The sequence below is a fragment of the Levilactobacillus sp. FUA 3915 genome (assembly GCF_044053135.1).
Classification (GTDB): domain Bacteria; phylum Bacillota; class Bacilli; order Lactobacillales; family Lactobacillaceae; genus Levilactobacillus; species Levilactobacillus lanxiensis.
Genome location: NZ_CP168704.1, coordinates 1,944,818 through 1,967,771, shown reverse-complemented (window position 1 = coordinate 1,967,771; position 22,954 = coordinate 1,944,818). Strand labels below are relative to the sequence as shown.

Annotated in this window: 26 protein-coding genes; 13 read left to right on the top strand and 13 right to left on the bottom strand. The window is 49.0% G+C overall.

Annotation, left to right across the window (positions count from 1 at the left end):
• Positions 1-156 precede the first annotated feature (156 nt).
• From ACEPST_RS09130 to ACEPST_RS09120, 3 genes are read right to left on the bottom strand one after another with little or no spacing between them, the layout of a single operon-like run.
• On the bottom strand, positions 157-426 hold the full coding sequence (locus ACEPST_RS09130) for a hypothetical protein (RefSeq protein WP_204122112.1): 270 nt from the start codon (positions 424-426) through the stop codon (positions 157-159).
• Between the two features lie 5 nt (positions 427-431).
• Positions 432-650, bottom strand: a complete 219-nt coding sequence (locus tag ACEPST_RS09125) for a hypothetical protein (RefSeq protein ID WP_204122111.1) — start codon at positions 648-650, stop codon at positions 432-434.
• Positions 651-663: 13 nt separating this feature from the next.
• Complete coding sequence (locus ACEPST_RS09120; RefSeq protein ID WP_204122110.1) at positions 664-852, bottom strand: helix-turn-helix domain-containing protein; 189 nt, start codon at positions 850-852, stop codon at positions 664-666.
• Positions 853-998: 146 nt separating this feature from the next.
• Here ACEPST_RS09120 and ACEPST_RS09115 point away from each other — a divergent pair, with 146 nt between their 5' ends.
• Complete coding sequence (locus ACEPST_RS09115) at positions 999-1,583, top strand: helix-turn-helix domain-containing protein (RefSeq protein ID WP_204122109.1); 585 nt, start codon at positions 999-1,001, stop codon at positions 1,581-1,583.
• Between the two features lie 59 nt (positions 1,584-1,642).
• Complete coding sequence (locus ACEPST_RS09110; protein ID WP_204122108.1) at positions 1,643-2,794, top strand: site-specific integrase; 1,152 nt, start codon at positions 1,643-1,645, stop codon at positions 2,792-2,794.
• Between the two features lie 213 nt (positions 2,795-3,007).
• Here ACEPST_RS09110 and ACEPST_RS09105 read toward each other — a convergent pair whose 3' ends face one another.
• The gene (locus ACEPST_RS09105; protein ID WP_204122107.1) at positions 3,008-4,009 is read right to left on the bottom strand and encodes an NADP-dependent oxidoreductase; all 1,002 of its coding nucleotides are present in this window, start codon (positions 4,007-4,009) and stop codon (positions 3,008-3,010) included.
• Between the two features lie 300 nt (positions 4,010-4,309).
• Here ACEPST_RS09105 and ACEPST_RS09100 point away from each other — a divergent pair, with 300 nt between their 5' ends.
• Positions 4,310-6,112, top strand: coding sequence for a DUF5776 domain-containing protein (locus ACEPST_RS09100; protein WP_204122106.1), 1,803 nt, complete (start codon positions 4,310-4,312; stop codon positions 6,110-6,112).
• A gap of 80 nt (positions 6,113-6,192) precedes the next feature.
• Here the strand turns inward: ACEPST_RS09100 and ACEPST_RS09095 are convergent, their stop codons facing one another.
• The 3 genes from ACEPST_RS09095 to ACEPST_RS09085 all read right to left on the bottom strand — a co-directional run bounded on the left by ACEPST_RS09095 (position 6,193) and on the right by ACEPST_RS09085 (position 8,101).
• Complete coding sequence (locus ACEPST_RS09095) at positions 6,193-7,038, bottom strand: alpha/beta fold hydrolase (protein ID WP_395390665.1); 846 nt, start codon at positions 7,036-7,038, stop codon at positions 6,193-6,195.
• A gap of 3 nt (positions 7,039-7,041) precedes the next feature.
• Positions 7,042-7,461 (bottom strand): MarR family transcriptional regulator, encoded by a 420-nt coding sequence (locus tag ACEPST_RS09090; protein ID WP_203643039.1) that lies wholly within the window; start codon positions 7,459-7,461, stop codon positions 7,042-7,044.
• Between the two features lie 145 nt (positions 7,462-7,606).
• Positions 7,607-8,101, bottom strand: coding sequence for a prolyl-tRNA synthetase associated domain-containing protein (locus tag ACEPST_RS09085; RefSeq protein WP_204122124.1), 495 nt, complete (start codon positions 8,099-8,101; stop codon positions 7,607-7,609).
• A gap of 204 nt (positions 8,102-8,305) precedes the next feature.
• Between ACEPST_RS09085 and ACEPST_RS09080 the strand changes: the two genes are divergently transcribed.
• The 4 genes from ACEPST_RS09080 (at position 8,306) to ACEPST_RS09065 (ending at position 11,432) form a co-directional block, all read left to right on the top strand.
• Positions 8,306-8,731: a MarR family winged helix-turn-helix transcriptional regulator gene (locus tag ACEPST_RS09080; protein WP_204122105.1), complete on the top strand. Its 426-nt coding sequence runs from the start codon at positions 8,306-8,308 to the stop codon at positions 8,729-8,731.
• Positions 8,732-8,737: 6 nt separating this feature from the next.
• Positions 8,738-9,895 carry an MFS transporter gene (locus ACEPST_RS09075; RefSeq protein ID WP_395390663.1) on the top strand — a complete coding sequence of 386 codons (1,158 nt, stop codon included), beginning with the start codon at positions 8,738-8,740 and terminating at the stop codon, positions 9,893-9,895.
• Positions 9,896-10,060: 165 nt separating this feature from the next.
• The gene (locus ACEPST_RS09070; protein ID WP_204122103.1) at positions 10,061-10,480 is read left to right on the top strand and encodes a GNAT family N-acetyltransferase; all 420 of its coding nucleotides are present in this window, start codon (positions 10,061-10,063) and stop codon (positions 10,478-10,480) included.
• 229 nt (positions 10,481-10,709) lie between these two features.
• Positions 10,710-11,432 (top strand): MIP/aquaporin family protein, encoded by a 723-nt coding sequence (locus tag ACEPST_RS09065; RefSeq protein ID WP_125763317.1) that lies wholly within the window; start codon positions 10,710-10,712, stop codon positions 11,430-11,432.
• Positions 11,433-11,612: 180 nt separating this feature from the next.
• Here ACEPST_RS09065 and ACEPST_RS09060 read toward each other — a convergent pair whose 3' ends face one another.
• Positions 11,613-12,602, bottom strand: a complete 990-nt coding sequence (locus ACEPST_RS09060; protein ID WP_204122102.1) for a nucleoid-associated protein — start codon at positions 12,600-12,602, stop codon at positions 11,613-11,615.
• A 248-nt stretch (positions 12,603-12,850) separates the two neighbouring features.
• Here ACEPST_RS09060 and ACEPST_RS09055 point away from each other — a divergent pair, with 248 nt between their 5' ends.
• The 5 genes from ACEPST_RS09055 (at position 12,851) to ACEPST_RS09035 (ending at position 17,587) form a co-directional block, all read left to right on the top strand.
• The gene (locus ACEPST_RS09055) at positions 12,851-13,597 is read left to right on the top strand and encodes an alpha/beta hydrolase (protein WP_204122101.1); all 747 of its coding nucleotides are present in this window, start codon (positions 12,851-12,853) and stop codon (positions 13,595-13,597) included.
• 211 nt (positions 13,598-13,808) lie between these two features.
• Positions 13,809-14,918: an ABC transporter ATP-binding protein gene (locus tag ACEPST_RS09050; RefSeq protein WP_204122100.1), complete on the top strand. Its 1,110-nt coding sequence runs from the start codon at positions 13,809-13,811 to the stop codon at positions 14,916-14,918.
• Positions 14,905-15,720, top strand: coding sequence for an ABC transporter permease (locus ACEPST_RS09045; protein WP_236000695.1), 816 nt, complete (start codon positions 14,905-14,907; stop codon positions 15,718-15,720). The genes ACEPST_RS09050 and ACEPST_RS09045 overlap by 14 nt, the downstream gene beginning before the upstream one ends.
• Positions 15,717-16,520 carry an ABC transporter permease gene (locus ACEPST_RS09040; RefSeq protein ID WP_204122099.1) on the top strand — a complete coding sequence of 268 codons (804 nt, stop codon included), beginning with the start codon at positions 15,717-15,719 and terminating at the stop codon, positions 16,518-16,520. The genes ACEPST_RS09045 and ACEPST_RS09040 overlap by 4 nt, the downstream gene beginning before the upstream one ends.
• Positions 16,517-17,587: an ABC transporter substrate-binding protein gene (locus tag ACEPST_RS09035; protein ID WP_204122098.1), complete on the top strand. Its 1,071-nt coding sequence runs from the start codon at positions 16,517-16,519 to the stop codon at positions 17,585-17,587. The genes ACEPST_RS09040 and ACEPST_RS09035 overlap by 4 nt, the downstream gene beginning before the upstream one ends.
• 149 nt (positions 17,588-17,736) lie before the next feature.
• On the opposite strand, the gene ACEPST_RS09030 is transcribed toward ACEPST_RS09035, so the two are convergent.
• The 5 genes from ACEPST_RS09030 to ACEPST_RS09010 form a co-directional block, all read right to left on the bottom strand.
• Positions 17,737-18,564, bottom strand: a complete 828-nt coding sequence (locus ACEPST_RS09030) for a hypothetical protein (protein ID WP_204122097.1) — start codon at positions 18,562-18,564, stop codon at positions 17,737-17,739.
• A 110-nt stretch (positions 18,565-18,674) separates the two neighbouring features.
• Complete coding sequence (gene pstB, locus ACEPST_RS09025) at positions 18,675-19,478, bottom strand: phosphate ABC transporter ATP-binding protein PstB (RefSeq protein ID WP_203643068.1); 804 nt, start codon at positions 19,476-19,478, stop codon at positions 18,675-18,677.
• A 12-nt stretch (positions 19,479-19,490) separates the two neighbouring features.
• On the bottom strand, positions 19,491-20,378 hold the full coding sequence (pstA, locus tag ACEPST_RS09020) for a phosphate ABC transporter permease PstA (protein ID WP_125763335.1): 888 nt from the start codon (positions 20,376-20,378) through the stop codon (positions 19,491-19,493).
• On the bottom strand, positions 20,368-21,222 hold the full coding sequence (gene pstC / locus ACEPST_RS09015) for a phosphate ABC transporter permease subunit PstC (protein ID WP_204122123.1): 855 nt from the start codon (positions 21,220-21,222) through the stop codon (positions 20,368-20,370). Before pstC ends, pstA begins: the two co-directional genes overlap by 11 nt.
• A gap of 180 nt (positions 21,223-21,402) precedes the next feature.
• A complete protein-coding gene (locus tag ACEPST_RS09010; RefSeq protein ID WP_395390662.1) occupies positions 21,403-22,299 on the bottom strand; it encodes a phosphate ABC transporter substrate-binding protein PstS family protein in 897 nt (298 codons plus the stop codon).
• A 286-nt stretch (positions 22,300-22,585) separates the two neighbouring features.
• Here ACEPST_RS09010 and ACEPST_RS09005 point away from each other — a divergent pair, with 286 nt between their 5' ends.
• A complete protein-coding gene (locus ACEPST_RS09005; protein WP_125763341.1) occupies positions 22,586-22,936 on the top strand; it encodes a hypothetical protein in 351 nt (116 codons plus the stop codon).
• The last annotated feature ends 18 nt before the right edge of the window (positions 22,937-22,954 follow it).

Below are 22,954 nucleotides of genomic sequence, written 5' to 3'. Positions count from 1 at the left end.
CTCTAGTATGGGAGTGTCAAACTGACACCCCCTGCCGCGTAGCTGGCTAACATCCCCAATAGAATCGCATTAAATATGTTTACGACTGTTCACCGCCTCTCATGCTGTCCTCAGTAACGACTAAGAGACTTGCTAACTACACCGCCCTGCATGGCTTTAAATTAAGTGTTCTTTCATGAATGTATCGCAACTATCCTTACTAATCCGGGTGATATTTTGCACCGTGGTAACCTGTAAGCCAGCTTGAATAAACTCATTCAGCTTAACTTGTGAAACGTGTAAGTAACTGCTAGCCTCTGCCTTAGTCATATATGGCCGGTAACTCTGCTGCCTCCCAGCCGCCTTGTAAGCCTCCATTGCTGACTGATACATAACTGACTTGACGTGATCTAACTCTGACTCTGGTAACGTTAGTCCTAATTCCATAACCCTTATACCTCCATCCCTTTAGACAAGTCTTTTAATTGACGTGATAGCTTGCTAATACTCTCGTTAGTTGCCATCACCTTAACCAGTAGGCCCTGTAATACGTCCATCTCAGCTCCCCTAGTAGCCTGTTCAAGCACCACCCGTTCAAGCACCCTCACTTGGCTTTCTAGCTTGTCTAGGGTCGCTAAGATAGCCTTAATTCGTTGGTCTGTTTCCGCCATGATTGGTTGCCTCCTATTGCTTTACCTCAGTGCTTTTAGCAAGAAATTCATCCAGCTTGTCCCGGTCAACACGTTTTACATTTCCAACATGAATAACTGGTAATCCGTTATCAATCATTCGGTAAAGCGTGTTATACGACTTAATTCCCATATAATCCATTGTCTGTTTCAAAGATAAAATATGTGTTTCGTTCTCAATCATTAATCATCACTCCATCACTTTTTGTTCAACTACTTGAACGATTCAACATGAACATCTTAACCCACTAATTATCTTTTTTCAACAAAAAGTTGCATTTTGTTCAATTATCCGTACAATTGTCAATAGAAAGCAACGGAGGTGTCAACATGATTAGAAGTAATTTAGCTGTTATCTTGACAGAAAAACAAATCAGAATTTCAAAGATGGCCAATGATACAGGTATATCCCGCACAACTTTAACAGCACTTTCCCAAAACAGTAATAAGATGATTCAAATGGGGACAATCAATACAATATGTACTTACCTTGAATCTAATCCCTCTGAGTTATTCGAATTTCTTCCCTTTGACTTCGATTACTACTACGAGCTAGGTGACTATGATGAAAACATCTGGAATGAAAACCACATGTACACCTACACCGCACCGCTATATATCAACATTTCTGAAAATGGCACTCGCATTTCAACCGTTGAGCTTAATGGTTTTATCGAAAATGAGGGACTGTCTGACACTCAGACGGCTCTGTATGGGGCCTCATTTCACGTTAATGGGGATGACAATCTAAAAATAATCAAGCCTTATGTAGACCAACTATCGCCCTCTTTCATCACTGACGTTAAGAACAATATTGCCGCTTACATGAAACAGCAAGTTAAGTCTGCCATTAACTACAATGATAAGAACATTGATATTGATTTAGATATTAAGATCTCTTTTGATACTAAGTAATCTCTTCTCATTCCCTACATAACACCGCCCTGCATGGTACGTTATGGAGGAAAAGCATTATGGCTAGTATTAAGAGTTACACCACTAAGAGCGGTGACAAGCGTTACAGTATTCAGCTCTACGCCGGTATTAACCCACAAACGGGTAAACCTAAGCGTATTCACCGTAAAGGCTTTAGAACGCAAAAAGAGGCCACCCTAGCAGCTTCCAGATTAGAGCTGGAAATTGACCAAGGCGGCCTACAAAAAGACAATAATATTCTGTTTAAAGAGGTTTATCAGGAATGGTATGAGTCCTATGTAAATACCGTTCGTGAGAGCACCACCGTTAGAGTTTCGGGGATGTTCGATAACCATATTCTACCAGCTTTCGGTAAGAAACGCATCCGAACCATTACCCTCTCAGACGTTCAGACAACGCTTAACAGATGGTTTAAAGAGGTCAAGGTAAACTATAAGCGATGGTATAACTTTGCCAACATGGTATTTAAATACGCCATGAGGCAAGGCTATATCGCTACTAACCCAGCCGCCATGGTTACCATGCCTAGGCGTACCGACAACTGGCAACGCGATCCCAATAAGTTCTGGACTAAAGAACAATTGAAGCATTTCTTTACTTTCATTGATCCCGTTGAAGAGGCTGAAAAATACACTTTATTTCGGGTTTTAGCTTTCACAGGAATCCGGCGCGGTGAGTGTTTAGCCCTAACGTGGAATGATATTAATTTCAGACAAGGCACACTATCCGTCAACAAGTCTATTGCGCAAGGTACCGGTGGCAAGCAGATTATTCAGCCACCAAAGACGCGTACTGGTAAGCGCACTATCACGTTAGACAAGGTTACATTAGGCCACCTAAAGCATTGGCGTTCACAGCAACGGCGTGATTATCTGGTATTAGGCTACAACACTATGAAGCCCGGCCAACTCATTTTTGCCAACACTAAGAACGGCATGAAGTCTTTAAATACCCCTAGTAAGTGGTTGCACGCAATTATGGATGATAAGCCAGAGTTACCACAGATTACCATTCACAAGTTCCGGCATACCCACGCTACATTGCTCTTTGAGGCCGGTGCCAACATCAAGGAAGTTCAAGACCGTTTAGGGGATGCTGACGTTGATACCATCATGAACATTTACGCTCACGTTTCCGAAAAGCAGCGTAAAAAGACAACTGAAAAACTAGCAACCTATATGGGATTTTAGGCGAAATGGTAACCTTTATGGTAACCCCTAATTTAAATAATTAGCTGAAACCCCGTATAAACATTGATATTACTGGCATCCCCTGAAACAAGAGTTCAATCCCGGTAGGGTCCATTGATAGAGTTTCAGAGAAAAAATATTTAAATTAATAGAGGGTGAGCTGATTTTTCAGCTCACCCTCTATTTTTGTTAGACGTTACCGCCAATCATTTTCTAAAATCGAATAACGACTTTTCCCTTCGGATGGCCGTTTGCCAAATAATCTAAAGCTTGATTAATATCTGACAATTTAAACTCAGTTGGGTCAACAGCTGGTTCAATCTGGTTTTCTTCAACAAGTTTGGTAATCATCTTCAGCTGTTCGCCATCACTTCTCACGAAAATAAACCGATAGTCAGCACCAGCTCGTTTGGCCTGCCGATCAATCCCACTACCGGCAATCCCGATTAAAGCCGTTTTCCAAAATGGCATCTGATGGTCTTTAGCAAACTGGCGATTAGGCGTCATGATTAAGGATAATAATCGTCCACCCGGTTTCAACACCTGAAGTTCATGATCCAGCTCTGTCTTCCCAACCGTATCAATCACGTAATCAACGGGTTCGAGATGCTCCCAATAATTCTGTTCACGATAATCAAAATATTGTTCGACACCCATATCCATGACGGATTGTTTTGCGCGCGCATTTCCACTAACCATGACTCTCAAGCCTAGTTCTTTAGCAATTGGAATGGCCATTTGTCCAAACGACCCAGAGCCGCCTGGAATCATCACGCTTTGTCCGGGTTGCGCGCCTAGTTCTTCGGTCAGCCCCTGATACGCGGTCAAGCCGGTTAAGGGCACTGCCGCACTGTGTACAAAATCCAAGCCAGTTGGTTTCAGCGCGACGGCATGATAATCAATCACAGCATATTCCGCAAAGGCCCCAATCTTTTCTAAGGGCAACCGTGAGTAGATTTCATCCCCAATTTTGAAATCTTTCACATTTTTGCCAACCGCTTCAACAACCCCCGACAATTCGTTTCCCGTCGTCACTGGCAAGGTATAATTCTGCAGCAACTTCAGATAGCCGATGCCAATTAACTTTTCCAAAGGATTGACGGCTGCTGCCTTTACTTTAACTAGGACTTCATCCTCAGTCGGCGTTGGTACGGGGATGTCCTTCACAACTAGTTTAAAATTCTTGTCATATTTCAGTAATTGGGCAGCTTGCATCTTGTCAATTCTCCTTTGCTTGTTAGCGAGTAATATCGTTCTGTCTTTTTTAGTTGAAAATATCTTATAATAATTAGTTACAATAGTCAAATAAAGTTACTTTTCTAAAAACTAATGCCCTCCCCCATAAAGACACACCCTTGTCACAGCCTTGTTAATCCCATAAATTAATTTATATAATTGTCATCAATCTAAGCTATGACGCCTCTGCCAAGATTCTCCTGTTTTTGTAAGCAAGTTTTTCAACCTGAATCGTGGTAGACTAACAATATCTAAATAAGGAAAAGATGAGGTAACGCTATGATGACGATCATTCACCGTTTTATTCTGACTAGCCTGTCATTGCTTTTGCTTGGTGCGAGCCTACCCCCTACTGTCGTTCAGGCCGCCATGCTCCCAACGGAAACGAATTCCCCTAATTCACAAACCTACAGATTCGATTCCGCAGAGTTGCCATATAACATCATCACCGATGAACAGGGGCACACCAGCAAGATGTTCTGGTTTCCTAACGCCACTGCTCAAGAGTTTACAGCAGAAGAAACCACGGATTCAGACATTTTTACTAACAGTATAACCGGAGGCCATCCATCGGATAATAACGTTTTCAATGTGGTTGAAGCGATGAAAGGTCTGATACAAGATGGTCTGACCGTCACCCCCGATGAACATCTAGATCAATATCTGTTTGATAAAAAAATCTTTCCAAACATTAATACGCTAACAGACTTTACTCAAACCTATAAAACTGCGGCCTACACGTATGCTTGGATTTATCAAGCCGCTGCGGATAAGGTCGTAAATCATGTTGATTTTGACTCAGCTCAAGCGCACTATGAAGCGACTTTGCAGAAGCGGCTCACAGCACTGGGTAACCTGATAGACGAAAATCCGCTTGCCACCTTGAACGACTTGTTCTCAGATAAGACCAAATACGATAGCAATCTTCCTCAACTGCTGCCTTTCGCCTCCGCCAACTATTTAGTGAGCTCCCCGGAAGAACTGGTTAACCTTGACCCTGTCGCATCTGAAGTGAAAGCAGCCAAATTACTCAAAACACCCATTGAAACCTTTATTCATCATAATCCTGACGGTAAAGTCATGGCCGATGGCGTGTTGGCTTCCTATCCGCTTCTGACCTCCATTACCTATGTCTTCAAATCACCCACTGCACCGGGACCTGGCCCAACGCCGCCACCTAGTCCGCAAAGTCAGCCAGTCATTGTCCACTACCTTGATGAACAGGGTCAATCCCTCAGACCAACTAAAACCTTGACTGGCTCGCTTGGGAGTCGCTACCAAACTCAGCCCCTCAGCATTCCCCAATATCACCTCGTCAAAACAATCGGTCAGGGGACCGGAACTTTTACAGCTCACAAACAGACAGTCACTTATACCTACCACCCGAATGTCGTCGCGCCAGTCGTGAAAAACAGTGTCATCTACGCCACAAAGGGCCTAAACCTTTACGCCACTCCCACCTTTACTGCTTCTGCAAAGATGACCCACTACGCGAAAAAGGCGCGAATCAATCGACCAATGTTTAAGGTCATTGACTTTGCGACCTCACGGAATGGCCTTAAACGTTACCAGGTGAAGGACCTTAATGGTAAAGGGACAACCGGGTATATCACCGCCAGGTCCACTTACGTTAAGGCCGTCTACTACGCTAACAAACCTAAGAAGCTCACGGTCATCAACCCCCGCGGCCTAAATGGCTATGTAAAGAAAAATCTGACTGGCAAACGAGCCCACTACCGGCAGGGGCAAGTTCTTCGAATTAAACGAATCGTTACCCACAACCTGACGACACGCTTCGTGCTCCCGAACGGGCAGTTTGTGTCGGGGAATAAGAAGCTGGTTATCGCTGGCAAATACACCATGCCTAAACGCGTTCAAGCCAAGACAGCCGTCAACCGTTATGGCACTGCCAATTTGACGAGCCGCAATCGACATTATCCTAAGCAGGCTCATACCACCTTCAACGTTACCGGTTGGGCCTACTCCAATGCCAACAACTTCCGCAAGGGCGACACCCTGCGCTACAAGGTTGCTGGTGGCTACATCACCGGGAACAAACAGTTTGTGCGCGTCATTCACTAATATCAGTACAACCTTAATAAGGAGTGAGCTAAGAAATCAGCCCACTCCTTATTTTTCTGTTTTTTTTCTTTGTTACCCCGCTACCCAAACACCTCAAGAATGCTCTGAGCAATTTCAGCAGCGTGACTTTCCAGGGCAAAGTGCCCACTGTCCACTGACTTCACAATCGCCTGACTGTCATCCTTGGTGAACGCCTCAGCGCCAGGGAAAATAAATGACGGATCATTCCGGCCCCAAATCGCCAATAATTTAGGCTGGTTCTCCCGGAGATACTGCTGGAACTTGGGGTACTGCTTAATGTTATTTTGATAATCAAAAATCAAATCCAATTGGTTGTCCGCGTAATTGGGACTCTGCGTGTAAGCAATATCCAACGTGTAGCCATCGGGACCCACACTGTTCGCCGGTGTCCCCGTCAGATACTGGCCTTTAATGGTTTCCGGCGCAAACGCACCCCGATAGCTGGCTCGCTTCTCTGGTGTCGGGTGATCCCAGAAATCCTGCCGGGTCGCCCACTTCTGGCCTAACCCCTCCTGATAAACGTTTCCGTTCTGACTCACGATGCCTTGAATCCACTCTGGATGTGCCGCAGCGATTTGAAAGCCGATTGGTGCCCCGTAATCAAACACGTACATGTAGAACGGATTTAACCCTAATTTTTCAATAAAGTCGGTCATGACCGTAGCCAGGTGAGCAAACGTGTACGTGAAGTCCTTGTGGTTGGGCATGCTCGATTGGCCGAACCCCGGATAGTCTGGCGCAATCAAATGGAAGTCATTTTCCAAGCGTGGCATCAGGTCTCTAAACATATGACTAGCGGATGGGAAGCCATGGAATAACAGCATGGTCGGCTTGGCCGGGTTGCCCGCTTCACGGTAAAAAATGTTTAGGTCGTCTACTTGTACGGTGTGAAAACTAGTCATCATTCATTATCTCCTTAATTTTTCGTCATTAGTCGTTAGTAAGCGGGTCATTGCAGCTTTATCGGCGCCCAGCTTATCCGTTGTAAAATGCCCCCACGCCTCAAGACAGCGATTGGCTGTTTCGAGAAACGGTCCACTGGCCGGCAAGAGATCGACAGTCGCCGACTTGCCATTGAGGTACATTTTAAGATAGCCCTGCCGTTCCAGCTTTTGCGCCATGCGATAGCTGGAGGACCGCTCATAGCCCAGGTTCTCGGCCAGCTCACTGATGGTCAATGGATGTTGGTCCTCCAAGGCCATCATCAAATAGGAATAGGCCGGCCGCATCCCGGTGGGTTTAAAGAACTTGTCGGCCGCGGCTTCAGCGGTCCGCATGTACCGTGCCGCCGTAAAGTAGGCACAGGTTTCGTAAAAATGGTGGGTCACATTTATCGCTTCCTTTATCGTGTACATACACTATAAAACCAAAATAACTTTTTGTCAAGCTACCTCGGACTTAACTATCACAATACCTGGCAACGTAAAAAGAGAGCCGGCCAAGAAACACAGCCTACTCTCTTTTCTTCAGGCATTAGCCCTCTAATTCAAGGATCTGGTAATCGTATCCTAAGTTTTTAACGAACTGCAGGACATCATCACTATCTACAAAAATCGTGCTGGTGTTGATGTTGGGGTGAAAACTCATGCGCTTCTCACTCAAGATGGCTTTGTCAAAGTAAACCTTCACGTCATGATCTTTGTTGTTCAACAGCCCAAAGATGGAGACGATGCCGGGTTCCAATCCCAACTTCTCAAACAGTAAATCATCATGGCCCATCTTGGCCCGTTTGGCACCGGTCAGTTCTTCAAATTGATGGAAGTCGAGCCGCTTGGCATCATCCATGACTAGCAAATAGCATTCGGTTTTCTTCTTGTTCGTCAAAAACATGGTCTTCGTCCGGACGCCTTCAATGCCCTCAATGAATTTGTCGGCTTCTTCAGTGGTATGGGCAACAGCGTGATGAACGATTTGATACTGAATGTTCATCTTTTCTAAGGCTTCTTCGACTTGTTTAGCAGGTTCCACAACGATCATCCTTTCGAATTCCACATTCTTTAACGGCGTTTACATGTTAACTTATCATTTATTCTAGCATGAACTTTTGCCTTTGAACACACATCACGACCAGTTAATCTCAGAAATTGTGCCTAGATCAAAATAGACTAGCAAGCAAATTAACCCTTACAAAACTGTACAGTGTGCTGTACACTTTAATCATGAGGTGATGAAATGATTGATGATGGCATGGTTGCGCGCCAGTTGTTACAGCTGGCCCGTCGAATCAAGCAACGGCGAAACCGACACATTCAAGATTTAGATTTAACAACCGGACAGGGGGATGCCTTAAAGTACTTCGCAGAAAATCCTAACCAGACAATTGCGACGTTCAAAGACTATCAGGGCATCACGCATCAGACGGCCCGAGTCATCGTCCAGCATATGGTGGCCTTAGGGATCGTCACTTTGACAGCCAATCCGCAAGATGGCCGGTCCAAATTAGTGGTGGTCACACCGCTGGGATTGTCCAAATATGCCCAGTTAACGAAACACGGCTGGCGAACGAGTGAAGAACTCTTCGCTGGCTTTACAGCCGCAGAGCAACAGCAATTTTTAGCCTTGGCTCGACGCGCTAACGCAAACTTAGAAGGGAAATGATTGGGCGTGCACACGCGCTTATACAGTAAAAATGTTCTATTAGTTTTAGTCGCGAGTTTCTTTTATTTAATGAGTCCCATGTTGATCAATCCGGTCATCGCGGGCTTTTCAGCAAACAGCGGGGCTAGCAGTATTTTAGCCGGGGTGATTGCCGGTGCCATGAACCTAACCGCCCTCGTATTGCGGCCACTAGCAGGTAATTTAACCGATCGTCTTTCTAAATACAGCCTCACTCTCATTGGCGGCATCTCCCTTTTGGTGGCCAGCCTAGGCTATACGTTCACCACGAATGTCGCTTTAATTCTGCTTTTCCGTGTAATTAGTGGTTTTGGCTACACCCTGTGCTCCGTCTGCATGGCGACCTGGATAGCCGACCTCTTACCCGCCGACCGAATTGGTTCTGGCATGGGGATTTACGGCCTATCGAGTGCCCTGGGCATGGCTGTGGGCCCGGCATTCAGTGTCTACTTATACCAACAATACAACTACCAAAGTGTCTTTTGGGTCGCCTCCTTCTTTAGCGTTTTAATGTTGATTGCCATTCAATTCGTCAGCAATCGGGGGCTTCCTAGTCAGCCTCACGCAACGCAGTCAACGCCAGCTAAAAAAATCCAACTGGTTCAGCCTAAGGTCGTTCCTTTGGCAATCATCTTACTCCTATTTTCCTTACCCTATTTCGCCACAGAAACCTACATCGTGAGCTATATTGCCCATTGTCACTTCGCCGTCCCGGCAGGAGCTTTCTTCCCCGCTTACGCCATTATCTTGTTAGTGATGCGCCTGCTGCTACGCGATGCCTTTGATCACATCCCATTTAAAAAATTCTTCTGGCTATGTTTAGGCTTTAACCTGTTAGGCATCATTGGCCTCACCGATTTAAATAATTGGTTTATGTTGTTTCTGGGTGCGTTTGGCTTTGCCGCCGGTTATGGTCTAATGTTCTCAATTTGCCAGGCCAAGGCACTGACACTAGTTCCCATGTCGGACCGTGGTTTAGCGAATAGTACCTTCTATATTGGCGTGGATATCGGGATGTCAGGTGGGCCGGTGCTAGCCGGAATCATCACAGCCGTCTTACCCTGGACGTGGCTCTACCCGGTCATGGCACTGTCGTTACCAGTGACGGTGGTCGTTTACCTGGCTAATCGACGACTATTAGCCTAACAACGCAAATGAATCCCTAGCATGATAATATTGGCGTATAATGGCTCTTAAAATAAACTATCTTATTGCTTAATCAAGAACATTAGGTACTAAGGGGGCATTCAGATGGTCAAACGTTGGACCCAGCGACTCACTCTAAATTTCATCTAATTTAAGGAGAACGCCATGATAACCTATAGTTTTACTCGAACCGCATCAATAACTGATCAAAAAATCTTAGACCTGTACCGCAGCGTTGGCTGGTCGGCCTACCTGCAACAGCCTCAGAATACCTTGAATGCGCTCGCCAATTCCACCGTCCTCTGGGCCACTGAAAACGACCACCTCGTCGGCTTGATTCGCGGCGTGACGGATGGCCACACCATTTTGTACATCCAAGATTTGCTTGTGGACCCGGCCTATCAGCAGCAACACGTCGGGACCACGCTCATGAAAAAGATGCTGGACCACTACCAAAACGTCGGCCAGACGGTCCTTATCACCGACCCTGAGGAACGCACCCGCAAGTTCTACGAATCCCTAGATTTTCTGGAAATCGTTCCCCAAACCTATGGCCGTGCCTTCGTGCTGGAACGCCGGTTCTAACAACGTATTTAGCCACTGACACTTTAAATGTCGGTGGTTTTTCATTGTCAAAAATGTAAGTCCTTAATCAGTTCCAACTTTTATCAAGATAAATTGAAACTTATCGTGAAAGCGACCCACGATAGGCGTATGATAGGAATACTGCCGTTTTTCGACGTCCCACCAGTGGTCGGTGGGCGGTGACTGGCGCAGTCAGCTATCTTATACTTATGTGGAGTTGAACTTATTTATGCATGATTCATTATTCATTCGGTGCATTGCCGAATTTATTGGGACGGCCATCATGGTTGCCCTGGGTAACGGTTCCGTTGCCAACGTTGAACTTAAGGGTACCAAAGGCTATCACGGCAGTTGGCTGTTGATTGGTTGGGGGTACGGGATTGGGGTCATGATTCCCGCCCTCATGTTTGGGACCATTTCCGGGGCCCAGATCAACCCGGCCATGACGATTGCCTCGGCCGTCGTCGGCAACTTTCCGTGGCAAGAGGTGCTGCCTTACGTGGTGGCGCAACTGCTGGGAGCCATCATCGGTCAACTGGCCGTGGTGCTCGCCTACAAGCCCTACTACGAGAAAACGACGGACACGGAAGCCATCCTGGGAACCTTTTCCACGATTGACGCCGCCAACAGCAAGCTGAACGGGTTCATCAACGAATTTCTCGGGACCTTCCTGCTGGTGCTGGGGGCCGTTGCCATGACCGCCGACAAATTGGACCCCCGCGCCGACTTCATTGGCCTGGGCTTCCTGGTCATGTGTCTGGTCGTTTCCCTGGGTGGTCCCACCGGTCCGGCGTTGAACCCGGCCCGTGACTTGGGTCCCCGCCTGCTCCACGCCATCTGGCCATTCCCCCACAAAGGGAGTTCGCAGTTTGAATACAGCTGGGTGCCAGTCATCGCGCCAATAGCCGGGGCCATCTGTGCCACGGTTCTCTGGCAAACGGTTTTTAACTAAGGGATATTCAAAAGGTCATGTTCGCGCTGAACATGACTTTTTTCGTTCCTAATTTTTAAACATCCGGATAGCTACTCCGCCACCTGTTCTTCACTTCCCCGCTTTCTTTTTAAAATAATTAAGCCATCAAGCAACTGACGGCCGAACAGTTACTTATCAAAATCCATCTTACTCACGCACCTAAAACTGACTCTTCAAACTCCCAATATTCTTAATCACCACTGAAGTACTGCCATCCGGATTCGTTTCAAATTCAATCGCATCCCGGTTCTTCAACAAGCTAATCGGCACGTTGATTTCAATCCCATTATCTAACTTGATCTTTTGGCGCTCATATTTCTTTTCAAAATAATCCGCGTTGGGCACGGTAACGACTGGTTCAATCGCCTTTTTGGCCAGTTGGTCCTTAAATTCTGCTTTAGCTTCTTCTTTCTGGTCAAACACCACGTCGGCGATATAATCATTATCGATGACGCCATCCGTCTCGATACTGTCGTGAATCGCCTGTTGCGTCTTGGACGTGATGGTGAAGTCATCCCCGTCATCGTACTGTTCCGAAATTTTTTGAATCGACTTTTTGATCTGCTTAACGTTGTTCGAAACTTTGGCGGGAACCGCCGCAACGTTAAGAAAATCCCGCGACATCAGCCACTTACCACTAGCACCCGCGTACTGCTGTTCACGTAACTGAACTTTATCGCCATCCATCAGGAACATGTTCTTGACCCCCTGACTAGGCGATGGCAGGATACTCTTGTTTTGAACGATGTTGTTAACCATAACATCCTCGTCATACTCAACGTTATGGATATAGCGCTGGGTGTAATCCAACTTGGCAATCCCAATCATTTGGCTCAAGTCCTCGAGTTCGACGTTAAAGAATAACAAGTCGCCACCGGGAATTTTTTCATTGACCTTGATACTGTCAAAATAATCCAACGCAAATTTTTCCGTCAGTTTTTGAAAATCGTCACGCCCATTCCAGAACTGTTCGAGCATCGGAATCCGTGATAGCGCCAACTCTACATATTCACTTTTTTCAAATTTCTCAATCACTTTTTCAACGTACTTGGCAATTTCAAGGTTATCCTTAGCAATCTCTTTTTGCGACAAAATAACGTTGCCGGCGTCCTTATCCAAGATATGGTCAATCACATTTAGAATTCGCATTACTTTTCCTCACTCTGCATACCGGTATTAAAAGACGGTTTAGTTGCTGGTAAAAACCAGCTAATCTCATTATATCTAGTGTTGACTACGAAAGCTATCGCCACCAGCCACTCTTATGCCGTCTCAACCAAGTGACTAAGCAAGCATATACTGATGAAAACAAAATTCGGTTTAAAAAAAGTTTCGCAAATTGCGAGATTTCCGACTATCCTAGAGAGGTAAGCAGGATGAAAATGGAGGTCTTCAAGATGGAATTTAATGTCACGCGTGACGGGTTAACTTTAGCAGGTATTTACGAGCCAGCACCGCAGCCCAATGGCACGGTTGCCATTCTCATGCACGGATTCACGAGCGACCGCGGGTACACGCCCACGGCCCTACTGGTTCAGCTGGCCCAACGCCTGCGGGCAATTGGTGTGAGCACCGTGCGTTTCGACTTTAACGGTCTGGGACACAGCGATGGCGACTTCGCCAACATGACCGTTCTCAACGAAATCGCCGACGCGCAGGCCGTGTTGACTGCCGTGCAGACGCGGCTCAAGCCACAACGAATCGACCTGTTGGGTCACTCCCAGGGTGGCGTGGTCGCTAGCATGCTAGCTGGCTATTATCCCGATGTGATTCACAAATTAGTGCTGATGGCGCCCGCCGCGACGTTGAAGGACGATGCCATTGCTGGGCGCACCCGTGGCTTGGTTTACGATCCGCACCACATCCCCGCGCAACAGCCCATGGACAACGGTATGACGCTGGGCGGCTTTTACCTCCGCACGGCTCAACTACTCCCCATCTATGAGACCGCGCAGGCCTTCGCCGGTCCCGTCTGCCTGATTCACGGCGACGCCGACCAAATTGTGGCCCACCGCGCTTCCGAACGGTACGACAACGTTTACCAAGACAGCACCCTGCACCTCATCCCCGGCGCCAGCCATCGGCTAGACGGTGACGCCCGTGAAACGGTCCTGCAGTTAGCCACAGACTTTATTCAAGCTTAATCATCGAACGCGCGCAGTCAGCGACTGGACGCGTTTTTTAGTGGCCATTTTTCAGAGAATTCACCGGCTAGCTGGTCGTTGATTACCTCCCCTAATTATCATGGCCGACCTGCTTCTTTTTTCGTTCCCTTTTCCCGAAAAACCCGCTATAATCAGTTAGGTTACACCAGTTTTTACTCTAAAAAATTCTAACCATAGAGGAGGTAGCCTGATGACGCAACCGATTATTACCTTGCGCAATGTCACCAAACGTTACGGGACCCATACCATTTTAAAAAATATCAATTTGACACTGGAGCCCGGAAAATTCTATACCCTGCTTGGCCCGTCAGGCTGCGGTAAAACCACGATTCTCCGGACGATTGCCGGCTTTACCGATGCCACTGACGGCGATGTCTTGTTTGCGGGCGACCGCATCAACGACGTTCCCGCCAACAAACGCAACGTCAACACGGTCTTCCAAGACTACGCGCTCTTCCCCCACATGACCGTGGCGGAAAACGTGGCCTTCGGGTTGACCCTGAAAAAACGCCCCAAACCAGAAATTGCCGACCGCGTCGCCCAAGCCTTGAAACTGGTCCAACTGGCCGATTACGGCGACCGGGAGATCAGTGCGCTCTCCGGTGGCCAACAACAGCGAATCGCCATTGCCCGCGCCATCGTGATGGAACCGCAAGTCCTGTTGCTGGACGAACCCCTGTCCGCCCTGGACGCCAAGCTCCGGCGGCAAATGCAATACGAACTGCGCGACCTGCAGCAACGGCTCGGCATCACCTTTTTATTCGTGACCCACGACCAGGAAGAAGCCCTCGCCATGAGCGATGAGATCTTCGTCATGAGTCAGGGCGAGGTCCTGCAGAGTGGCTCCCCCGTCGATATTTATGACGAACCCATCAACCATTTCGTCGCCGACTTCATCGGGGAAAGCAATATCTTGCCCGGTAAAATGATTGCCGACTTCCAGGTGGCCTTCGGGGGGCACCAATTTGAATGTGCCGACGCCGGAATCCCGGTCAACGAGGCCGTGGAAATTGTAATTCGGCCCGAGGACCTCACGCTGACCGACCCGGCCAATGCCAAGCTGACCGTGACCATCGACACCCAGCTGTTCCGGGGCGACTACTACGAAATCGCCGCCACCGACAGTCTGGGCAATGACTGGCTGATTCACTCCGTCAACCCCGCCGAGGATGGCGAGAGTGTCGGCATCACCTTCCGCCCGCAGGACCTCCACGTCATGCGGTTCGGGGAAAAGGAAGCCGAATTCGACGCGCGCCTCGAGACCTACGAAACGGAGGATGAGTCCCATGACGAACCGTAAAACGTGGCTGTACTTCATCCCCTACGGCCTGTGGCTCGCGCTCTTCGTGATTGCCCCGGTCGCCTTGATCATTTATCAATCCTTCTTCGACCTCGGTCACCACTTCACGGTGGCCAACTACGGCACTTATTTTCAGTCGGCCACTTATCTCAAGATGACCCTCAACTCCGTCTGGTACGCCTTCTTGATCACGCTGTTCACGGTGCTCATTAGTTACCCCACGGCTTATTTTCTCCATCAATTAAAACACCGCCAGTTCTGGCTTCTACTAGTGATTCTGCCGACCTGGATCAACATCCTGCTCAAGGCCTACGCCTTCATCGGCATCTTCAGTCAGGCTGGCCTCGCCAATCAGTTCTTAACGTTCATTGGCATCGGCCCGCAGCAGATTCTGTTTACCAACGCCAGCTTTATTTTCGTGGCGACCTACATTCAGATTCCGTTTATGATCCTGCCAATTTTTAACGCCCTCGACGACCTCAATCCGGCGTTCATCAATGCCAGTAAGGACCTCGGGGCCAGCGCCTGGCAGACCTTTCACCGGGTGATTTTCCCGTTAACCCTGCCTGGCGTAAAGGCCGGCGTCCAGGCCGTGTTCATCCCCTCACTCTCCCTCTTCATGTTGACGCGCCTGATTGGCGGCAACAAGGTCATCACGCTGGGGACCGCGATTGAAGAACACTTCCTGACGACCATGAACTGGGGCATGGGCTCCACGATTGGTGTCGTCTTAATCGTCGCCATGATCATCGTGATGACCCTGACCGGCGACCAGAAACCGAAGGGAGGGACGCCCCGATGAAACGCCATTTAGCCAACACCTACTTAGTCCTGATCTTCATCATTTTGTACGCGCCCATCCTGTTTCTCATCGTCTACTCCTTCAGCCAGGGCGATACCATGACCAACTACCACGGCTTCACCTGGCGCCACTACCAAACGCTGTTCAGTGACGCCCGCATGCTGGCGATTGTGGCCAACACGCTGCTAGTGGCCCTGCTGTCCTCGCTGATTGCCACCTTCATCGGCACCCTGGGCGCGCTCAGTATTAACCGCACGACCAAACGGGTGACCCGCGAATCCCTGCTAACGCTAAACAACGTTCTGATGGTCTCGCCCGACGTCATCATCGGGGCCAGCTTCCTGATTTTCTTCACGATGCTCAAGATTCCCCTGGGCTTCGGCTCCGTACTGATGAGCCACATCGCCTTTGAGATTCCCATCGTGGTCCTGATGGTGCTGCCCCGGTTACGGGAAATGTCCACATCCATGCTGGACGCCGCCCAAGACCTCGGCGCCACGACCCGGCAATTACTGTCGCGGGTCATCATTCCCTTCATTTCACCGGGAATCTTCGCCGGTTTCTTCATGGCGCTCACCTACTCGCTAGATGACTTTGCCGTGACCTTCTTCGTCACCGGCAACGGCTTTTCGACGCTGTCCGTGGAAATTTACTCGCGGGCCCGCCAAGGCATCAACCTCGAAATCAACGCGCTGTCCGGCGTCATGTTCCTCTTTTCTCTGTTGCTGGTTGGCGGCTACTACTGGATTCAACAGGCCAGCCAGAAACGCAAGCACCGTAAGCGGGAGGTGGTCTCATGAAACGTTTAGTGACCATGGTCGTGGGCCTGCTCGCCATTTGCGGTCTGCTGGGCTATACCAGCAATCGCCTGGAACGGTCCAGTGGGAGCACCGGTGATAAGGTGCTGAACCTGTACAATTGGGGCGACTACATCGACCCCAGCCTGCTGACCAAATTTCAAAAGGAAACCGGCTACCACGTGAACGTCGAGACCTTCGACAGCAACGAAGCCATGTATACCAAGATTAATCAGGGGGGCACCCACTACGACCTGGCCGTGCCGAGTGAATACATGGTCGCTAAGATGAAGCGCGCCCACCTCTTGAAGCCGTTGGATCAGAGTCGGCTGACCGGTTGGCAGAACTACGATTCACAGTTCCTCAACCAGTCGTTTGACCGCGGCAATCGCTACTCCATGCCCTACTTCTGGGGTACGCTGGGCATTATTTACAATGATAAATTCGTCAAGGCCAGTCAGGTCCAGCACTGGCAGGACTTGTGGTCCCCGAAGTTTCGCGACAAGATCATGCTGATCGATTCGGCCCGCGATATCATGGGGATGTCCCTCGTGACGCTGCACAAGTCGATGAATACCACGGACCCGGCAACGTTGCTGGCGGCCGAGCACAAGCTCAATCAGCTGGCGCCCAACGTGAAGGCCATTGTGGCGGATGAAATCAAGATGTACATGACGCAAAACGAGGCGCCACTGGCCGTCGACTGGTCTGGTGAGGCGGCGGAAATGCTGGCCAACAATCAGCACCTGCACTACGTTGTGCCGAGTGAGGGCAGTAATCTGTGGTTTGACAACCTAGTCATCCCCAAGACGGCCCAGCATACCAACGCCATCTACGCCTTCCTCAACTTCATGAGCCAGCCGAAAAATGCGGCCCAAAACGCGGAATACATTGGCTACGCCACGCCAAACCGCAAAGCCAAGGCGCTCCTGCCCAAGTCGGTGCGCGATGACCGCCAGTTCTATCCCGCGCAGGCCACCATCGACCACTTACAGGTCTACCGCGACTTGTCGCCAACTAAGGTCGAGCTCTACAACGACCGCTATCTAGAATTTAAAATGCACCACTAGGTTGTCCTGTCTGCGGGCATCGTCACCTGCGGCTTCTGACAACTTACTGGCTGAGATTAACTTTGCTAATGATTCGAAAAAACTACGATTATCTGTACGCTTACAGATAGTCGTAGTTTTTTGATGTAGCTTATATAGAATTCACTATTTTATCCTGGGTAAATCGTTGATTCGCTTAAGAAGTATTGGGTCTTGCCCACCTTGTACCCCGCAGCGATTTCGACCGAGTTCAGGACGTTCTTAGACTTGGCATTGTAGAACATCGTCCCATAGAACTGGTTGAGCCGCTTAATCGTTACCTTGTAGCGGTAATTGCCCTTCTTGCTGACCTTGCTCCCGATTGTCTTAGGCACGGCCCCTTTGGAATAGAGGGTCAGCGTACTCTTAGACTTTGAAGTCTTGGTGATCTTCACGGAAGTCGTGGGCTTTTTATCCACGCCGTCCACCCTGAAGGGACTGCTCTTGTAGTATTCCAGGTAGCCATTCGGCGTCACGTGGACCCGCGCCATTTTGGCCTTGGTATCATTCTTAGGGTATTTCGTGCCCTTGTACAGGTTGCCATCGGCCTTGTAGTTCCGCAAAGCCCCGTCCGGATAGGTCTTCTGGGTTGCGTAGAAACCAAGGTACTTTGGTACTGACACGTGTTTAAAATTCCTGGTTGTCGCCGGAATTGATTCCGTCATGGTTGGCGACAGCTTGTAAGACTTGCGAATGTTATAGCTCAATTGATTGATGTTGAGGCCGACCCAGGTCTTGCCATTGCTAGCACTGATAGCTTGAATCTGGACCACGGTGCCCTTAGGAATCGTAATGGTCCCCTTCTTCACCGAATTCTTGGTCACAATCTTTCGTTGCGTCTTTAAAAATTTATGCGTGGTCACGCCTAAATACTGCGTACTGGCCTGCGCCGGTAAGGTACCGACCCCACACATGCCAGCAGCGATTAGCCCCGCCACAATCCATTTACCTTTAATCAACTTGAACATCCTCCCAAAATAAGGTTTGCACTTATTATACGCCAACCTGGGAAAAGACGGCAGTAAAAAAGCTCGTGAATGGGCGTCTCCGCACCCACTCACGAACTTCTTTAACCGAAACTCCCAGCGATATAATCTTGGGTCACTGGAATTTGCGGATTGCTAAACATGGTCCCGGTCGGCGTGTACTCCATCACGTGACCGAGGTGGAAAAAGGCACATTGGCTGCTGACCCGCGCGGCCTGTTGCATGTTATGGGTCACGATGATGATGGAATACTTTTTCTGTAATTCCAACAGCGTTTCTTCCACCTTCACCGTCGAGATAGGATCCAGCGCGCTACAAGGTTCATCGAGCAGGAGCACGTCGGGTTCCATGGCAATCGAACGAGCAATACATAACCGTTGTTGTTGCCCACCGGAGAGGGACAGGGCACTCTTATCCAGACTGTCCTTAACTTCATCCCAGAGTGCGGCGCCCCGCAGGCTCTTCTCCACCCGTTCTTCCAATTCTGCCTTATTCTTCAGGCCATTGGCCCGCAACGCATACACAATATTTTCCCGAATCGACTTGGCAAAGGGGTTAGGCCGTTGGAAGACCATCCCGATGTGCCGGCGAATCTCGTAAATGTTTACGGTCGGTTCATTGATATCCACGTTGTGGTACCAAATTTTCCCGGTCACCGTGGCAATCCCATCGTTCATGCGATTCAATGACCGCAGATACGTGGACTTCCCAGAACCAGAGGCGCCAATCAACGCGGTGATCTGGTTCTTCGGAAAGGCCAGGTCGGCGTCATGCATGGCATGGTTGGCGCCATAGAAGACTTGCAGGTTCTCGGTCTTCATGGCTAGCGATGTCTTCTCATCAAAGGTTTGCACCGCAGTTTCTTCAAATGAATATTGTTTTAACATGGTTGCTCCCCCCTATTTGCTAGCCGTGACGCGCCGGTACAGGAAGTTCCCCAGTAACCGGGCACCCAAGTTGAATAACAGAACGGCAATGATCAACACAGCTGAAGCTGCCGCGGACAGTTGGGCTGCATTGTTGGCTAGCCCTTCCGTGTTCACCTTCCAGATGTGAACCGCCAACGTTTCCGCTGGCCGGAAAGGATTCAACGGACTGGCTGGATCCATGGGATTCCAGTCACCGAAGTTGGTCACAGGGGCACTTTGACCGGCCGTGTAGATCAAGGCAGCGGCTTCCCCGAAGACCCGCCCAGCACTCAACACAATCCCGGTCACGATTCCTGGTAAGGCCACTGGCAAAATAATGCCAATTTCCGTTTTCCATTTGGATAAACCTAATGACAGGCCCGCTTCCCGTTGACTCCGGGACACGGCACTCAATGATTCTTCAATGTTCCGCGTTAATAACGGGAGGTTGAAGAACGTCAGCGCGATGGCCCCAGAAATAACAGAAAAGCCGATTTTAAATTTCACCACGAACAGTAAGAAGCCGAACAGCCCCACGACCACGGAAGGCAGTGAGCTCAGGACTTCAATCGCCGAACGAATTAAACTCGTCCGCCAGTTGTCCTTGGCATATTCTGCCAAGTAGATCCCAGCACCCAACGAAATGGGGACGGAAATTAACATGGTCAGAATCAACAGATAGAAGGAGTTAAACAGCTGAACACCAATTCCGCCAGCACCACTAAAGGCATCCGTCGTCCCCGTCAGGAATGACCAGCTCACGTGCGGCAGTCCTGAAATCAGGATGTAAGCCAGTAAGAAGACCAAGATACCCACGACCGTCGCCACGATTAGATTAATCACGACCGTCGCCAAAAAATCAGTTCGTTTAGCGTTCATGTTTCAGTTGCCCCCTCTTAGCAATGACCCGCACGAGTGCGTTGAAGAATAATGACATCAGTAACAGGATCAAAGCCAAGGACCATAAGGCATTGTTTGGCAGCGTCCCATCAATCGTATCCCCGATACCAGTGGTTAGTTGACTGGTTAATGTTGAAGCGGGTGAAATTAAGTTCTTAGGCATAATTGCCGCGTTCCCGATAACCATTTGAACGGCTAAGGCTTCCCCGAAAGCCCGGGCCATCCCAAAGATCACGGCCGTTAAGATTCCAGGCGTCGCTGAACGCAGGATTACCCGTGACACCGTTTGCCAACGCGTTGCACCCAACGCCAAGGAAGCTTCCTTGAAGTGCCGGGGCACTGCCCGTAAGCTATCGACCGTCATGGACGTAATCGTTGGCAGAACCATGACAAACAGCACGAAGGTGGCCGAGATAATCCCGAATCCGGAACCACCGACCACGTGGCGCATGAATGGCACCACCACGGCCAGGCCAATGAACCCGTACACAACGGAAGGAATTCCAACCAGTAATTCAATCACGGGTTGTAAGAGCTTTCGGCCCTTGTTTGGTGAGATTTCGGTCATGAAGATGGCCGTCCCAACAGCAAAGGGTGTGGCCACAATCGCGGCGGCAAAGGTCACTGCGAACGACCCAACAATCATGGGTAATGCCCCAATATGGCCTTGATCAGGCGCCCAGTCGGTCCCGAATAAGAACTTGGTCAGGCTAACATGGTTCTGGGTAAACGTGGCGACCCCTTTAGACGTGATGAACCAGAGCATTGACGCCACCACCAAGATGATGACCCCGATACAGAGGTAGCTAATCCCTTTACCCATCCAGTCCTCACGTGTGGCCCGCGTGGCGTGATGCAAGCGCGCTGACCAGTCGTTGGACTGCGATTTCTGTTTCTTAAGTTGAAAATTTGTTTGCTCCATCTGTTGACTCCCCCTTAAAAAAAGTGAAGGTGCTGCGACCGCACCTCCACCCATGTGACTACGACAATTTGTTCGTGGCGCTTAGTTCTGGGTCACAGTCCCCTTAGCGTCCTTAGTAACTTTCATATCATGGATACTGATGTAGCCCATGTCTTTAACCAGACTGTCTTGAACAGTTTTAGAATCCATGTACTTCAGGAAGGCAGCAACGGCTTTGTCAGGCGTGCCCTTCGTGTACATGTGTTCGTAGGACCAAATCTTCCACTTGTTGCTTTCAACGTTGTTGTCCGTTGGCGTAACGTTGTCAATGGAAACAGCTTGTAACTTGTTCGTGAAGTATGAGAAGGCCAAGTAGCTAATAGCACCAGGCGTCGTGGCAACAATCTTTTGAACGGCACCGTTAGAGTCTTGTTCTTGTGACTTCACAGCGGTTGCGCCCTTGAGGACAGCATTTTCAAAGGTTGCTCGCGTCCCACCACCTTGCGCACGGTTGATGATGACGATCTTTTGGTCTTTACCGCCAACTTCTTTCCAGTTGGTAATCTTACCGGTAAAGATTTGTTTTACTTGCGCCATCTTTAAGTTCTTGATGCCGGCATCCTTGTTCACAACGGGTGCCATCCCAACAACAGCAACCTTGTGGTCAGTCAATTTGTCTGCCTTGATACCTTCTTTTTCTTCAGCGAAGATATCTGAGTTCCCAATTGAAACGGCCCCAGCTTGCACTTGGCTTAACCCAGTCCCGGAACCCCCACCTTGAACGGTCAAGTTAACCTTGCTGTTCTTAGCTTGGAAGTTGGCGCCGGCCTTGGCAGCCAATGGTTGTAAGGCGGTTGACCCCACAGCCGTGACCTTGCCAGAAAGTGCTTCACTACTACTGCTGCTCTTGCTGCTAGTCGAACTGGTTGCCTTACCACAGCCCACTAATAGTAAACTGATTGTTGCAATCCCCATCGCTAACTTTGTTCCCTTATTCATCTCTGTCACTCCATGTCTTTTTAAGATATAGTAGAACCACCACAACGTAAGCTAAGTCGCAAATGTTTCGTGGTGCCTCCCCTTAACTTACAAGGCCAATTCTACGTGGTGAATTTATGTTTTTCGTCGCAATCGTGTAAATTTTCGGTAAATGTTGCCGAAATCTCTATAAATTCGTTTATATCGAGATACTTAACCCCCAAACACGATTAATCAACTAATTACGGGTGATTAATTGCGTAATATCAAGAGAATGGCTAGAATTAAAGGTAAGAGGTGACCAGAAGTGGCAAATAAAAATGCAAAAGCCGCACGGCACGCCATCATCGTTGATATGAACGACTTTTTGATGGACTACGCTGCCAACAAGTTAGGGAAACAACCCGACTTGGCTGAAAAGGTAGCAGCTGCCGCAAAGAATGATCTTTCAGAATTAGACAACCTATTTAAAGACAACGGTGTCGGTCGACGGACCAAGTACCTGGACCTCGCTGCGGGCTTTCTCCGTGACGAAGCCGATGCTGACGACGAAGACACCAGTCACGACTTTACCGCTGCTAGCGACGCCTTGGCTAAAGAAGCGATGGCTTACCTTAGCAGTCACACCAACGAGTTCGACCGCTGGGAAGAAGAATAAGATTTTGACTGAAACACA